The sequence below is a fragment of the Melioribacter sulfuriphilus genome (assembly GCF_051488685.1).
GTDB lineage: Bacteria > Bacteroidota > Ignavibacteria > Ignavibacteriales > Melioribacteraceae > Melioribacter.
Genome location: NZ_JBPSEH010000006.1, coordinates 20,921 through 35,677, shown reverse-complemented (window position 1 = coordinate 35,677; position 14,757 = coordinate 20,921). Strand labels below are relative to the sequence as shown.

At 38.2% G+C, this 14,757-nt stretch carries 12 protein-coding genes; 3 read left to right on the top strand and 9 right to left on the bottom strand.

What is annotated here, in order from left to right; genetic code table 11:
* Positions 1 to 28 precede the first annotated feature (28 nt).
* The 3 genes from ACSSV9_RS09160 to cysS all read right to left on the bottom strand — a co-directional run bounded on the left by ACSSV9_RS09160 (position 29) and on the right by cysS (position 3,318).
* Positions 29 to 958, bottom strand: coding sequence for a hypothetical protein (locus ACSSV9_RS09160; protein ID WP_437346951.1), 930 nt, complete (start codon positions 956 to 958; stop codon positions 29 to 31).
* A gap of 127 nt (positions 959 to 1,085) precedes the next feature.
* The gene (locus ACSSV9_RS09155; RefSeq protein WP_437346950.1) at positions 1,086 to 1,853 is read right to left on the bottom strand and encodes a hypothetical protein; all 768 of its coding nucleotides are present in this window, start codon (positions 1,851 to 1,853) and stop codon (positions 1,086 to 1,088) included.
* Between the two features lie 55 nt (positions 1,854 to 1,908).
* Positions 1,909 to 3,318 carry a cysteine--tRNA ligase gene (cysS, locus tag ACSSV9_RS09150; protein ID WP_437346949.1) on the bottom strand — a complete coding sequence of 470 codons (1,410 nt, stop codon included), beginning with the start codon at positions 3,316 to 3,318 and terminating at the stop codon, positions 1,909 to 1,911.
* Between the two features lie 230 nt (positions 3,319 to 3,548).
* On the opposite strand from cysS, the gene ACSSV9_RS09145 reads away from it, so the two are divergent.
* The 3 genes from ACSSV9_RS09145 (at position 3,549) to hydF (ending at position 8,296) form a co-directional block, all read left to right on the top strand.
* On the top strand, positions 3,549 to 5,555 hold the full coding sequence (locus ACSSV9_RS09145) for a multiheme c-type cytochrome (RefSeq protein ID WP_437346948.1): 2,007 nt from the start codon (positions 3,549 to 3,551) through the stop codon (positions 5,553 to 5,555).
* 109 nt (positions 5,556 to 5,664) lie between these two features.
* A complete protein-coding gene (locus ACSSV9_RS09140; protein ID WP_437346947.1) occupies positions 5,665 to 7,074 on the top strand; it encodes an aspartate ammonia-lyase in 1,410 nt (469 codons plus the stop codon).
* Positions 7,067 to 8,296, top strand: coding sequence for a [FeFe] hydrogenase H-cluster maturation GTPase HydF (gene hydF / locus ACSSV9_RS09135; protein ID WP_437346946.1), 1,230 nt, complete (start codon positions 7,067 to 7,069; stop codon positions 8,294 to 8,296). The genes ACSSV9_RS09140 and hydF overlap by 8 nt, the downstream gene beginning before the upstream one ends.
* On the opposite strand, the gene ACSSV9_RS09130 is transcribed toward hydF, so the two are convergent.
* From ACSSV9_RS09130 to nuoH, 6 genes are all read right to left on the bottom strand, one after another.
* Positions 8,288 to 8,986, bottom strand: coding sequence for a pirin family protein (locus ACSSV9_RS09130; RefSeq protein WP_437346945.1), 699 nt, complete (start codon positions 8,984 to 8,986; stop codon positions 8,288 to 8,290). The two genes, hydF and ACSSV9_RS09130, sit on opposite strands and share 9 nt — an antisense overlap.
* Positions 8,987 to 8,994: 8 nt before the next feature.
* The gene (msrB, locus tag ACSSV9_RS09125) at positions 8,995 to 10,044 is read right to left on the bottom strand and encodes a peptide-methionine (R)-S-oxide reductase MsrB (RefSeq protein WP_437346944.1); all 1,050 of its coding nucleotides are present in this window, start codon (positions 10,042 to 10,044) and stop codon (positions 8,995 to 8,997) included.
* 526 nt (positions 10,045 to 10,570) lie between these two features.
* A complete protein-coding gene (locus ACSSV9_RS09120; RefSeq protein ID WP_437347126.1) occupies positions 10,571 to 11,242 on the bottom strand; it encodes a transporter in 672 nt (223 codons plus the stop codon).
* A 258-nt stretch (positions 11,243 to 11,500) separates the two neighbouring features.
* Entirely contained in the window at positions 11,501 to 13,039 is a 1,539-nt protein-coding gene (locus tag ACSSV9_RS09115; RefSeq protein ID WP_437346943.1) for a YifB family Mg chelatase-like AAA ATPase, read from the bottom strand.
* 126 nt (positions 13,040 to 13,165) lie between these two features.
* Positions 13,166 to 13,660 (bottom strand): NADH-quinone oxidoreductase subunit NuoI, encoded by a 495-nt coding sequence (gene nuoI / locus ACSSV9_RS09110; protein WP_437346942.1) that lies wholly within the window; start codon positions 13,658 to 13,660, stop codon positions 13,166 to 13,168.
* Positions 13,661 to 13,674: 14 nt separating this feature from the next.
* Complete coding sequence (nuoH, locus tag ACSSV9_RS09105; RefSeq protein WP_437346941.1) at positions 13,675 to 14,706, bottom strand: NADH-quinone oxidoreductase subunit NuoH; 1,032 nt, start codon at positions 14,704 to 14,706, stop codon at positions 13,675 to 13,677.
* Positions 14,707 to 14,757 lie beyond the last annotated feature (51 nt).

Below are 14,757 nucleotides of genomic sequence, written 5' to 3'. Positions count from 1 at the left end.
TCCTCCGAACTGAGAACTCTATAAAATTTTATCTACCACGTCTACTGCTGCCTCCACTTGACCTGGAAGAAGAACCGCTACTACTGGAACCAGTGCCTCTGGAGCTACTACCTGAGCTTGAAGGAGGACTGTACGAACGAGACGAATTTCCAGAACTTGCTGGCGGAGTATAGGATGGAGGAGGTGCATAGCTGGGACTACTATTCTTTTTCGAATCGCTCGAGCTGCCGCTTCGTCTCGAAGGGGTGCGACTCCTACTATCATTGTCTTTATTATTCGAAGGTCTTCTATAAGTTTCTGTACGAGTTTTTCTTGTGTTGTCAGAATCGACGCTTCGACCTGTTCCCTCCTTATTTAACGATGTACCATTTCCACTTCTTGAAACTTTCGAACGACTAAGATCAACATCTCTTTGGTTCGTATTTCCATTACTTGTACTTACCTTAGTTCTGTCTCTTAAATAATCACGTGTTCTGGTTCGGGTTATTGGATTGCGTTCGCCAGTATTGTCACGCAAATGTGTGTAAGTATTTCTATGTTTATAGTAATTACCTCCTACATACCAGTAATCGTGATAATCCCAATAGTATGGATAATTCCAATATCCGCCGTAAACCCAATAATTATGTGGATACGGATAATACCACCATGGATAAGGCGTGTAATAATACCAATCCCACCATGGGTCATAATAAAAACCTACCGAAACGCTCCATCCCGGATAATATCCCCAGAAATATCTTCTATAATTGGGATACCAGCCGTCGTCTATATAGTAATTATTGACAATTGTAGGCTCCTCTTCGTAATCGTAATTATTATCAAGGGTATCTGCCTGATCATATACATAGTCTTCTTCTTCATTATCGTAATTCGGGTAAGATTCACGAAGAGCTAACTGAGTATAACACCCGGTGAAACCGAAAGCCAAAATCAATATCATTAAATATCGTTTCATAACGCCACCTTTTTTCTTATTATAATACAAAATTAATGCCTCAAAAAGTATAGCATAAACTATATAATTGATGGTATGAAGGAATGTATGTTTATTTAAATAGACTCTCCGTACTAAAAGAGAGACACTAAAAGAGAGATTTAATGAATTCGACGTAAATTCCCCTGTCGGCTTTATTGCTTGTAAATTTTTTGTTGTCGAGCAAATCCCTCAAATTAATGCCAATTGTCAACCCGCCGTCAACAGACCAGCGAACACCCATATTAAGATAACCAGTACCATCACCCAATGAATTACCCGTGTTGTCATTAACAGCAAAATCGTATTCCCCGACCAACGAGAAATTTGCTCCAAATGTTTTCTCTATTCCGAATCCGAGATTCAAATCTTTGTCGTTGTCGTCCCTTTCAAGAGAATAGTTTACAATACCGTGAATACTCAAATATCCCATAAACTGATAGTTTTTCGAAACGGCGGCAAAGAATCCTGGAGATTTTAGTTGATACCGTTCAAGCGATTTATTATATAAACCTTTTCCCTGCGAGTCGAAACCGAAAGTGATGGCTGGCAAATTCTCAGTTTCTTCGACCAAACGGAGTCGAACGTTTACTGCAGGCAGCGAATACCAGTCAACCTTTCCTGCGCCTATAATATTTGATCCGCCGTATGAAATTCCGAAACTAAAATTATCGAACACTCCTACTTCAAGTTTAGAAATTACTACGCCGTCCGGCATTATATCGAACGAAATTCCGGCAAAACCTTTTTCGAGAATACCTGCACTGGGTAAATCAATAAGATTTCTGTACTCGTGTTTGGCTGCAGTACCTGAAGTACCTTGTGAAAAAAGTACACCAGTTAATAAAAAAGTAATAAGAACAACTAATTTTTTCATTTTTTTCTCGCAGGTTTATTTACAGCTTAAAATTAGAAAATATTTATCAGAACTTCTATTTCCTTATAAAGGTCGTTCCTTCTTTTTTGTCCTGGAGTACAATTCCGAGATCATTCAATCTGTTCCTAATCATATCAGCTAAACTATAATTTTTTTCTTTTTTGAGAGTTTGCCTGATTTCAATCAGTAGTTCAATCAATTTATCGTCGAGTGTTTCTTTCTTATTATCCGTTAATTTTTTGAAGTTTACGATTCCAAGAACATTCTGAGCTGTATCTACCATAAACTTTTTTACATCCTCAAGAAATTTCGTACTAAGATTTTTACCCTCGTCGAGCACTTTATTAACTTCGCGCATGAAATTGAAAATTGTAGCAACAGCTTGAGGGGTATTGAAGTCGTCGTCCATTGCATTGGTAAACTCATCATAAAACGAGTTTATTTTGAAATCGGGATAGTTGCCTTCTTGCAAGTCTTTTAATAAATCTTCATTAATTCTAAGGGCAAAATTTCTGATTTTATCGGCTCCTTTTTCGGCAGCGGCAAGCAATTCCTCGCTGAAATTAAGTGGTCCTCTGTAATGAGTTTGTGAAAAGAAAAGACGAATTGCTTCAGGAGAATATTTTGATAAGATTTCGCGAGTAGTAAAAAAATTACCGAGTGATTTCGACATCTTTTCATTTTGAAAGTTAAGAAAGCCGAAATGCATCCAGTATCTTACAAATTTTTTACCGTTAGCTGCTTCGCTCTGAGCAATTTCATTTTCATGATGCGGAAAAATCAGGTCGTTGCCCCCGGCGTGAATATCGATGGTCTGGCCAAGGTGTTTGCAACTCATTGCAGAGCATTCGATATGCCAGCCAGGTCTACCACGCCCCCATGGAGCTTCCCATGCCGGTTCGCCTTCTTTTGCTTTTTTCCAGAGTACAAAATCAAGGGGGTTTCGTTTATTTTCATTTATATCAATTCTGGAACCTGCTTCTAATTCTTCTAAATTTTTCCCGCTCAGTTTACCGTAATCCTTGAACTTTGATATATCAAAAAATATTGTTTCGTCTACTTCATAAGCATAGCCTTTTTCGAGTAGCTGGTTAATCATCAGCACAATATCTTCGATATGTTCTGTGGCTTTTGGGTGCAAAGTTGCAGGCTTAATATAAAGCCTCTCCATATCCTCCTTAAAGGCAGCAGCAAAAAAATCTGCAATATCATGCGTCGATTTTTTTTCGGCTAATGATTTTTTGATGATTTTATCGTCGATATCGGTTATATTCATTATGTACTTAACGACGAATCCTTTGAATTCAAGATATTTCCTGGCAATATCAGCCATTACAAAGGAGCGGGCATTGCCTATATGAAAGTAATCATAAACCGTAGGACCGCATACATAGAAGGATACATTCGGTGGATTAAGGGGAATAAAATCTTCTTTAGTTTTAGAAAAAGTATTATAAATTTTCATTAACATTCCAAATTTTAGGAAAAAATATACTAATTGTATCGACTTTTTTCCAATTTAAGGGATGGAACGGTTATTGATTTAAAAAAGATAATGAGATAAAAGTACATATAATATATTTTGGACTTTGAAATCTTGATTTCTCTCTTTATATTCCGATTAAAGAAAGGGAGAAGAAAGTTTTTTTATCTGATTATCTCAAATTATCCATTTTATAACCATAGGAGGAACATATGCAAAAAAAAGTTACCGTATTATTTCTGCTCTTATTTGTCGTTACGGGATTAGTATCTGCACAAACCATGCGGATAACGACCTATGGAGTATCGCCCCGTGAAGCCGGAATGAGTGAAAATGATATTTTTACATCAGCTTATAACGGCTTAACAAACGTCGGCGTAGGCACCAAAATGTATCTCAAAGCAACACTTGCTGGAGGTCGCCTGAACGATCCCAAATGGAGCACAACTGAACGCGCCCCTGGTTCAAACCCAATTTTTGGCGGAGTTCTCGACGTTGATACTTCTACACAAATTATTGTATTCACTCCAGACAAACCGGGTAAATATGTTGTTCAGGTTACCGATGGCCCATATACAGCTTCAATAGTTATAAATGCAGCTAAGTATATCGGCGTTTATAATGTAGTAAATAATGTAACATGTCAGACCTGCCATCCTTCAGTTGTAGAAAAATGGGAAGGCACCGGACATGCGTCGATGCTTTACCGTGGTGTTGAAGGAACACTCAGCAACCATTATAATGCTAATTGTATTTCCTGTCACACAACTGGTTATGACGTAAATGCAGATAACGACGGATTTGACGACTTTGATTTTGTGTTCCCCGAAACCTTAACACAAGGCACATATCAAACTCTGGTAGATAAATACCCCGACGCAATGCAAAGAGCTAACATTCAATGCGAGAGCTGTCACGGTCCAGCCAGCGGACATTTCGGCTCTACGAAAGATTCACGTATTGTTGTAAGTTATTCAAGTGATAACTGCGCTTATTGCCATGATGACGGCCATTACCATGTTTATCCCGAGCAATGGGATGTATCGAGGCATGCAGTAGCTACAAGCTATCCAAGCGGTCCTGGTCGCGAAAGTTGTGTACGCTGCCATACCGCCAAAGGGTTTGCTCAGTTCGTTAAAGGAATTGCAACAAATGATCCCTATTTTGATCCTTCCTATCAACCGATTTCATGTGCAGCTTGTCACGATCCTCACGATGCCTCAAATATGCACCAGGTTAGAACTGTTAATGCCACACTTGCTGACGGCACTGTAATCGAAAAAGGCGGACTTGGTAAACTTTGTATGAATTGCCATCAAAGTCGTAGAGTTGCAAACAGCAGTTATACTGAAATACCATCTAGACATTTCGGTCCTCACTATTCTACAGCAGCAGATGTTATTAATGCTACGAATGTTGTTACATTCGGTGATACACTATTCACACTTGCAAGCACAAATCATCTTGGTGCCACCGAAAATGGATGCGTTGATTGTCATATGGCTGAAGGCGAGACCGACGCCAGCGGTCACACTCAATTAGTCGGTAAACATACCTTCTCGATGAGTACCCCTTCAGGAGTAGACAACATGAAAGCATGCGCTAAATGTCACGGCAATTCACTCGGCGCTAGTTTTGAAGATGTGCCTTTCGTTATGTATGCAAACGGCGTCTACACGGGCGACCATGATGGAGATGGAATTTCAGAAGGTCTGCAAGCTGAAGTTCATGGACTACTCGACTACTTAGGTTCTCTATTACCCAATCCTGATCCTCATGCCGACCCAGATACAACATGGACAAAACAACAAATTCAAGCCGCATACAATATGAGAACTGTTTATTACGACGGAAGCTATGGCATTCACAATCCTAAATTCGTGGTTACTCTTCTTAAAGGTACAATAAAAGCTCTCGGCGGTGTTGTAAGTGTAGAAAAACCGAAAGAAGTTCCGAAAAACTATGCTCTCTATCAGAATTATCCTAATCCATTCAATCCAACTACAAATATCAAATTTTCACTGCCCAAAGAATCACATGTAAAACTTACTGTTTACGATGTACTGGGCAAAGAAATTCAAACCCTTGTTAATAACAGATTGTCGGCCGGAACGCATACATTTTCTTTCAATGCTTCACATCTTGCATCTGGTATCTATCTCTACAGAATCGAAGCAGGCGATTTTGTTCAAGTTAACAAGATGTTACTCGTAAAATAAATTCTTAAAACGGCGGTTTGAAATATAACCGCCGTTTTTCATCATTCCCCGTTTCCTATTTTTTATCCCCCTTCTTTGCTATTTTTGTATAAAATAAATAAAGATTATTATGAGAATAGAAAAAGATTCTTCGGGACAGCTGGAAATTCCATCTGATGCTCTGTATGGAATTCATACAGTGAGAAGTTACAATAATTTTCCAAGAAGCGGAGAAAAAGTAAATCTCCATCTAATTAAAGCTTATTTTCAAGTTAAACTTGCTGCTGCTGAAACTAATTATAAATGCGGTCTTCTACTAAAAGAAAAATACGACCCGATTTCAGAGGCAATTGAGGAACTGATTCATGAAACCGACTCATGCATAAAAGGTGACCTGTCGAGCATCTACGAGAAAATTATTGTCGACCCATATCAGGGGGGTGCTGGCACATCATTAAATATGAATATTAACGAAGTTATTGCTAACACTGCACTCAAAATTGCCGGTAAAAATTATGGCGAGTATGATTTTATTCATCCGATCGACGATGTCAATATGAGTCAATCAACAAACGATACATTTCCAACTGCACTTAAAATTGCATCCATTACACTTTTAAGGGAGCTTCAGGAATCGTTTGCTCAATTGCAAAATGCTTTGCAGAAAAAAGAAGATGAATTTAAGAACATATTAAAACTCGGTCGCACTCAATTTCAAGATGCTGTACCCATCACCTTAGGACAGGAGTTTGGAGCATATGCTCAGGCAATTGCTCGAGATCGCTGGCGTCTCTACAATGCCGAAGAAAGACTTCGTTCTGTAAATTTAGGTGGAACAGCTGTGGGAAATTCTGTTTCTACTACACGCGAATACGTACTGAATGTCAACTCAATACTTAAAAAGATCACAAAACTACCTGTGGCAAAAAGCGAAGATCTAATCGACGCCACTCAAAATATGGATGTATTTGTAGAAGTACATGGAATTGTCAAAGCAGGAGCGGTAAGTATAATTAAAATATGCAACGATTTAAGATTTCTGTCCAGCGGTCCAAACGGAGGAATTGGGGAAATAAATTTGCCTCCTAAACAGGCTGGTTCCAGTATCATGCCGGGGAAAGTTAATCCAGTAATACTCGAAAATGCAATTCAAATTTGCGAACTGGTAAAAGGACACGATGTTGTTATCTCAAATATTGCTGGTAATGGTAATCTTGAGCTCAATCCATTTGGACCACTGCTTGCTCACCTTTTCCTTAAATCTCTCGAATTGTTGCGTGAATCCAACTTCAATCTGGCAAAAAATTGTATCGAAGGAATTACAGCCAACGAAGAAAGATGCAAAATGAATTTAATCAACAGTTCGGCAGTTGCAGCGTCGCTTATTTCTACTTTCGGTTACGACACTATTCAGGAACTGGTAAAATATGCTTATAACAATAACATCCCTTTTGTAAAAGTATTGATGAAAAGCAAACTGCTGAGCGAAGAACAGATTTATGAAATTATTTCGAAAGATTTAGGATTAAACATTGAATAAAACACCATACTCCGAAAGGGTACATATTGCATTTGTCGGCAGACGGAATGCCGGCAAATCCTCTCTAATGAACAGATTTGTCGGGCAGGATCTGTCAATAGTTAGTGATATTCCTGGAACAACTACCGATCCAGTACGGAAGGCCATGGAATTATTGCCTTTTGGACCCGTCGTTTTAATAGACACGGCAGGAATCGATGATACTGGAGAACTCGGAGAAAAAAGAATTTCGAAGACCATAAAAATCATTTCTGAGGCAGATTTTGTCATTCTTGTACTCGATTCACAGAACAAACTTTCAGATTACGAAAGAGACCTGCTCGATCACTTTGATAAATTTGAAATTCCTTTTGCAGTTGTTATCAACAAATCTGATCTGGGAATTAATTACGAATTAATTGAAGAGCTGAAAAACCTGAAGATAAAATATCATACAGTCTCCTGCCTTAAAGACGAAGGCATCTATGATTTAAAAGAAAAACTCGCACGAGAAATACCTGGACAGGACGAAATACCTCTTATTGGCGATTTAATTAAGCGGCACGATATTATTATCCTTGTAGTTCCAATTGATCTGGGTGCACCGAAAGGTAGGCTCATTATGCCTCAAGTTCAAACTATAAGAGAATCACTTGACGAAGATGCGATCGTTATCGTTGTCAAAGATAAAGAATTAAGAGCTGCTCTATCGAATTTAAATACTCCTCCTAAATTGGTTGTAACTGACAGTCAGGCCATCATGCGCGTGGTTGCCGACGTACCAGATGAAATTCCGCTGACAACTTTCTCAATATTGATGGCAAGGTATAAAGGCGACTTGACAGAATATGTTAAAGGTTTACGAAGAATAGAAGAGCTTGAAAACGGCGATAAAGTCTTAATTGCCGAGGCCTGTACACATCATGCTCAGGAGGACGATATTGGTCGAGTTAAAATACCAAGATGGCTACGACTCCATACAAAAAAGAATCTCGAAATCGACGTCGTCAGCGGACACGATTTCCCGGATAATCTGGGCGATTATAAGCTGATTGTTCATTGTGCTGGATGCACTTTAACAAGGAAAATGATGTTGACACGTATCAAACAAGCCAAATACTTTAATGTACCGATTGTTAACTATGGAGTTGCCATTTCATATATGCATGGAGCAGTTCCGCGTGCTCTTGAACCTTTCCCCGAAGCTATAGCAGAATGGGAAAAAGTCTCGGGGCTACTTTAAGTCGAATAGAATAAAATCAGATTCTAAAATCGAACTTATATTAATTTCCGTTTCACTTTCAACTGAAAGCCCGTCACCACTGTTCATAGTAACGTCATTAATTTTAAGAGTACCAGAAATTAGCTGTACCCATACCTTTCTACCGGGAAGAATTTTAAAATTGACCTTATGATTTTCTTTTAATCTGGAGCGATAAAGTTTTACATCCTGATTTATATAAAGCGATTCCTCTTCACCTGAGGGTGATACCAATAATTGCAAACGGTTAATCCTTTTACTTTCAGGGAATTTTTTCTCAGCATAACGTGGCGTAAGAGATTTTTTATTCGGGAATATCCAAATTTGCAACAATTTAACCGGAAACTCGTTTGAATGATTGAACTCACTGTGAGTAATGCCGCTACCAGCACTCATTATCTGAACGTCGTCATTCTGAATTACAGAACCGTTACCCATACTATCCCGATGCTCCAGCTCACCTTCATAAACAATCGTAATAATCTCCATATCATTGTGTGGATGCATCGGAAATCCAGCAGAAGGCATTATAACATCTTCATTTATTACACGCAGGTCGCCAAAATTTATATATTCGGAATCGAAGTAGCTCCCGAATGAAAATGAATGGTGACTTAAGAGCCAATCCAATTTAGTTACCCCTCGTTCATAAGATTTTCTTAGTTGTAACATAACTCCCTTTAATTAAAATACTCGATATAATTTTCGTATCCTTCTTCTTTCAACTTTTCGAGTGGTATAAATTTCAAAGAAGCGGAATTGATACAGTATCTCAATCCAGTAGGTTTCGGCCCATCAGGAAATACATGTCCCAGATGACTTTTAGCAATACGGCTCTTTAATTCGATTCTTGTCATGCCGAATGAATTATCGACAAATTCGAGGATATTTTGCGGTTCAAGAGGTTTAGTAAAACTCGGCCAGCCCGTCCCGGAATCGAATTTATCAGTTGATATAAAGAGTGGCTCACCACTTACAATATCTACATAAATTCCTTTTTCTTTGTTATTCCAGTACTCGTTTTGAAATGGTGGTTCTGTACTGCATTGTTGTGTAACTTTATATTGCAACGGAGTTAAATTTGATTTATTCATTCTATCAACATACTTTTCGTCATACTTTAAACGAGTAGCCCAGATACGGTCGAGAAACTCATTCCTACCGGAGTAATTTTTATATCTTTTATAGTTCATAGAGCTTTTTATAAAATAGTCCTGGTGGTAATCCTCTGCAGGATAAAATTTCTTTGCTGGCAAAATCTTAGTTACAATTGGCTTTTGAAAAATACCTGATGCCTCGAATTTATCTCTGGAAAAATGGGCAATGATCTTTTGCTCTGAACTTGTATAAAAAATTGCAGATCTATATTGTGAGCCTTTATCTACAAAAGCCCCATAATCATCCGTAGGGTCAATCTGCAGCCAGAAATGATTCAGGAGTTCGCTGTAAGACACTTTATCGGGATTAAAAATAATTTTAACCGCTTCATAATGTCCTGTGCGACCTGTGGAAACTTCTTCGTAAGAAGGATTTTCCGTGTTACCGCCAGTGTACCCGGAAACAGCTTCGATAACGCCGGTATAATTTTCAAAGGCTGCTTCAATACACCAGAAACACCCACCTGCCAAAATTGCTACTTCAGTCTTATCATTCATCTTATGTTCATTTTTGTTTGTTGTTATTGCCATCAACAACAATAGTGCACCAAAAATTCCAATTAATTTGAACATATTTTACCCCCTTAACATTTGTACCCCGATAAAATACCAGAGCGAACAAATAACATCTTTATTTATTTTTATGCATCAACACGTACTATGTTCAAAAGGTTCTGTTAATTATACCTATCAATGACACATTTAGAGACTTCTTCGGTTGTGCTCAAATTCTAAAAGAATTATTCTTGTCCTCTCTGATTAATTCCAGTTTCCTGCTCTTTATCTGCCCTTCTACTTAAGTACTGAAAGATAATTAAATCCAAAAGGTGCTACGGGTATAATTTGTACTTTCGAATCAATTTCTTCCTCGACATTTGGGGATTTTTATTAGAAATAAGCGCTTGAAAAAACGTAAGAAAATCTCAGTCGATATTTTCGAATTTCGCTGTTGGAAGTAAGTTGCAATTGCTATGGAGTTTTACATGAATGTTAAATTCGCTTAAAACCGATATCGAGTAGTTGCCCGTTAAGAAAACTTTTTCATAAAGTAGTTTAGAAATAAAAGCAACTTTTGAAAAACAAAGTTTAACAATTGCAATTAGTATTTCATATTATAAGAAATGCCAAGTCCAGCAAATAAATCGGATGTAAAATTGTTAAGTCCAAATCCAGCGAATAAATCGAGTTGCAAGTTATTACCGATCAAGTATGTAAATCCACTGTCGATTGATGGTTGCCATTCGTGTTTATCCGGCATAAGTGAAAAAAATTCCAAAAACCATCCGGTATTATCTGTAATAGCAAAACCCATACTCAATGAAAACAAATAAAGCAATTCTCTTTGATCGTTCGATCCAACAACTGATATTGCGCCTAAATTCGAACTCAAAGTAAAGTAATTATTTATTGGATGGGAAGCGGCAAGTTTAATGCCGTATTCAGGATTTTCGACCGATATTTCTTCGCTCCCCGTGGGAAGTTTACTAACTAATAGGATAGCCGCCGGTAATTCAGGATTAATCGACAGTTGATACTTGGCTTCAAGTATTAAGTCATTTAGATATGTTTTCGATTTTTCTTCTGAGTATGTCCAGCCGGTAAAACCCAGTCTGACTTCTAAACTTCTATGCAAAGCTATCCTCGTAAGAAGCGAGGGGAATGTAATATTCTTTATGTTATTATTGATATCGAGCGAAATACCTCCTTCAAATTGGACTGAACTGAAAGGCAGGGTGAAGGCGCTTTCTGTAAAATCCGGCCTGTCAGTAATTATCTATTGTGCATTATTGTTCGAATAAATTATCAATAATATTAGAGCGACATAAAATAAATTTCTAAGCATAATTATCCTTTCAATTAATATTAATAGCTTTTTTTACAAATACTGGCCTCATTCTGGTTAGTTTTGCGACTGATAATTTTTTCCGAATGAAGAACAGTAAAGCCACACTGTGAAAAAATTCTAATTGACACTACAAAGATTGTAAATTAGATTATCATAAAAAAGATGGTATATATTTTTTACTAATCAATGTCCCCACAATTCCCTATCGAGTGCTCTATATTGGATTGCTTCACTGATATGCTGAGGTAAAATATTTTCGGAAGATTCGAGGTCGGCAATAGTGCGACTTACTTTGATAATTCTATCGTACGCCCTGGCAGAGAATCCGAGGCGGGTCATCGCCATTTTGAGTAAATCGTTGCACTGACTATCAAGGCGACAAAATCTCCTCAATTCGCGGCTTCCCATATCGGCATTGCAATAAATATTTTTCAATCCTTCGAATCTTTTCAATTGAATTTGTCTGGCTTTAACTACACGTTGCCTTATAATTTCTGATTTTTCACCCTGTATTTCCGAAGACAATTCTTTGTATTTAACTGCGGGCACTTCAATATGAATGTCAATTCTGTCGAGCAATGGACCGGAAATGCGAGCCATATATTTTTGAATTTGCGCAGGAGTACAGGTACATTCTTTTGTAGGGTCTGTATAATAGCCACAGGGACAGGGATTCATAGCCGCTGCAAGCATAAAATTTGCCGGAAATTCGACTGACATTTTTGAACGACTGATTGTAACTTTTGAATCCTCGAGAGGTTGACGCATTACTTCGAGAACGTTTTTCTTAAACTCAGGTAATTCATCTAAGAATAAAACTCCATGATGAGCATACGATACTTCTCCTGGACGTGGAATGCTTCCACCACCGATTAAAGCCGCATCGGATACAGTATGGTGTGGACTCCTGAACGGCCGCTCTGTTATTAAGGCTTTATCTTTAGGAAGTATTCCTGCGACGGAATGAATTTTTGTAGTTTCCAGTGCCTCTTCGAAAGTAAGCGGGGGTAAAATTGTAGGCAGGCGCTTGGCCAACATTGTCTTACCCGATCCAGGTGGTCCTATCATTATTATATTATGCCCGCCTGCAGCTGCTATTTCGAGTGCCCTTTTAGCATTTTGCTGCCCTTTTACGTCGGAAAAATCGAGATGATATTTATTGATTTGTGAAAACACTTCTTCCTTATCAGTATACGTCGGTTCGAACTCTTGGCTTCCATTCAAAAAATCGATTACTTCTTTTAAATTTTTCAGGCCATAAACTTTAATACCATCGACAATCGAAGCTTCTTTTACCGACTCCTCTGGCACAATTAAATTCTTCAGTTTAAGGCGCCGGGCTTCTACTGCTATGGGGAGAGCGCCTTTTATTTTACGGAGTGAACCGTCGAGTGACAATTCTCCAAGAATCATCGACTCGTCAAGTAAATTCAAACTGATGAGTTCGTTTGCAGCAAGAATACCGATTGCAATCGGCAAATCGAAAGCGCTCCCTTCCTTTTTGATATCAGCAGGAGCCAGATTGACTGTAATTTTTTTGTAAGAATAATCGATGCCGGAATTTTTTAATGCAGCGCTGACACGTTCCCTGCTTTCTTTAACTGCATTGTCTGGTAGCCCTACAATTGTAATCGAAGGAAGCTGTCTCTCGCTATGAGTTTCCACTTCCACTTTGTATGCGTCGATGCCGTATGTAGAAGCGGAGATTACCCTCGAAAACATCGTAATCTCCAATACATAATTAATATAAACTTATAAAATTTTATTTCGATTTCAAAATTTGAGGGGGATAACAAAAAAAGCACACTCAATAATTGAATGTGCTATAGTGATCCAAGCAATATTGCTCTATTTGAATTTCCTCAAGTATTCGATTCGGTCGCGAAGCTGTTCGACTGGCACCAGCAATTTATCTTTACCAAAGATCGCTTCGTCTCGATTTGTAAAGACTAACTCATAATCTTTGCTCATTACAATTGCTTCTTCAGGACAAACTTCCTCACAAAAGCCACAGAAGATACAACGAAGCATATTAATTTCGAATTTTTCGGGATATCTTTCTTTTTCAAGATTTGTTTCTGAAGCCTGTACTTCGATTGCCAGAGCGGGACAAACTCTCGAGCAGAGTCCACAAGCCACACACCTTTCAACGCCGTTTTCTTCCAGAACAAGCACTGGTCGCCCTCTATAAGAAGCTGGCGGTTCAAATTTTACTTCAGGATACTCCATCGTAAACTTCGGACGAAGCATATTTTTTAGTGTGAGAATCATACCTTTAATTATTTCTACTATATAGATTCTCTCCCAAAAGTTCAGGTCTTTTTTTCTTTTCTTCTGTGCCATTGCTTACCTAAATACTATAATTTGAAAATCATAATTAACATAGCAACCCAAAGAATGTTGAGTAACGCCAGTGGGAACATTACCTTCCATCCAAGATTCATCAACTGGTCATAACGAAATCGTGGAATACTCCATCTAACCCAGATAAAAACAAAAAGCATAAATGCAGTTTTCAATAAAAAGGAAGCAATCTGTAGTACAACTGTTAGTCCTTCACTAAGTCCTAACTTATCAATATAAGGTATTTGCCATCCTCCGAGATAAAGAGTTACAATTAGTAAGCTGGCAATTATCATATTGGCATACTCAGCTAAAAAGAAGCCAGCAAACTTAAATGAACTATATTCCGTATGATATCCTCCGACCAATTCAGGTTCGGCTTCTGGTAAATCGAATGGTAATCTATTTGTTTCGGCAAAAGCGGATACTACAAAAGTAATAAATCCAATCGGTTGAAGAATTGCATTCCACATCCATCCATACTGAGCATTAACGATATCAATCGGTCTGAGCGAACCTGCCATCAACAAGACACCACCTATCGAAAATCCCATCGAGACTTCATAAGAAATCATTTGAGCGGATGAACGAATTCCACCAAGAAGAGAATACTTACTACCTGAGGACCAGCCTGCCAGCGTAATTCCATAAACGCCCAGTGATGTGAGAGCAAGAACGTACAGAATCCCTACATTTACGTCTGCCACTACCAATTTAATCTGATATCCGAACAAGTTGACCTCGGGACCAAGCGGCACAACTGCATAAGTAGCAAATGCAACGAATAAGGAAATAAGCGGAGCCATTGTATGAAGTGTTTTGTTCGCTGCATCGGGCACAATATCTTCTTTAAAGAGAAGTTTAAATACATCTGCAAAAGGCTGTAGCAAACCTTTGTATCCCACGCGATTCGGTCCCAGTCGATTCTGAGCCCAGGCACTTATCTTTCTTTCGAAATAAACCATGTAAGCTACCGATAACAAAAGCGTTGTCAGTGCTATTGCTATCTTGATTACAGTAGCAATTATTATTTCCAAAATTGTCATTCGAAATAGCTCCGTCTTTTTGCTATCAACTTACAATTAATAAAATAGTTA

Bases quoted from the DNA above. Each gene is read 5' to 3' on its own strand.
- ACSSV9_RS09160 (WP_437346951.1), bottom strand. From the start codon at position 958: ATGAAACGATATTTAATGATATTGATTTTGGCTTTCGGTTTCACCGGG.
- ACSSV9_RS09155 (WP_437346950.1), bottom strand. From the start codon at position 1,853: ATGAAAAAATTAGTTGTTCTTATTACTTTTTTATTAACTGGTGTACTT.
- cysS (WP_437346949.1), bottom strand. From the start codon at position 3,318: ATGAAAATTTATAATACTTTTTCTAAAACTAAAGAAGATTTTATTCCC.
- ACSSV9_RS09145 (WP_437346948.1), top strand. From the start codon at position 3,549: ATGCAAAAAAAAGTTACCGTATTATTTCTGCTCTTATTTGTCGTTACG.
- ACSSV9_RS09140 (WP_437346947.1), top strand. From the start codon at position 5,665: ATGAGAATAGAAAAAGATTCTTCGGGACAGCTGGAAATTCCATCTGAT.
- ACSSV9_RS09130 (WP_437346945.1), bottom strand. From the start codon at position 8,986: ATGTTACAACTAAGAAAATCTTATGAACGAGGGGTAACTAAATTGGAT.
- msrB (WP_437346944.1), bottom strand. From the start codon at position 10,044: ATGTTCAAATTAATTGGAATTTTTGGTGCACTATTGTTGTTGATGGCA.
- ACSSV9_RS09115 (WP_437346943.1), bottom strand. From the start codon at position 13,039: ATGTTTTCGAGGGTAATCTCCGCTTCTACATACGGCATCGACGCATAC.
- nuoI (WP_437346942.1), bottom strand. From the start codon at position 13,660: ATGGCACAGAAGAAAAGAAAAAAAGACCTGAACTTTTGGGAGAGAATC.
- nuoH (WP_437346941.1), bottom strand. From the start codon at position 14,706: ATGACAATTTTGGAAATAATAATTGCTACTGTAATCAAGATAGCAATA.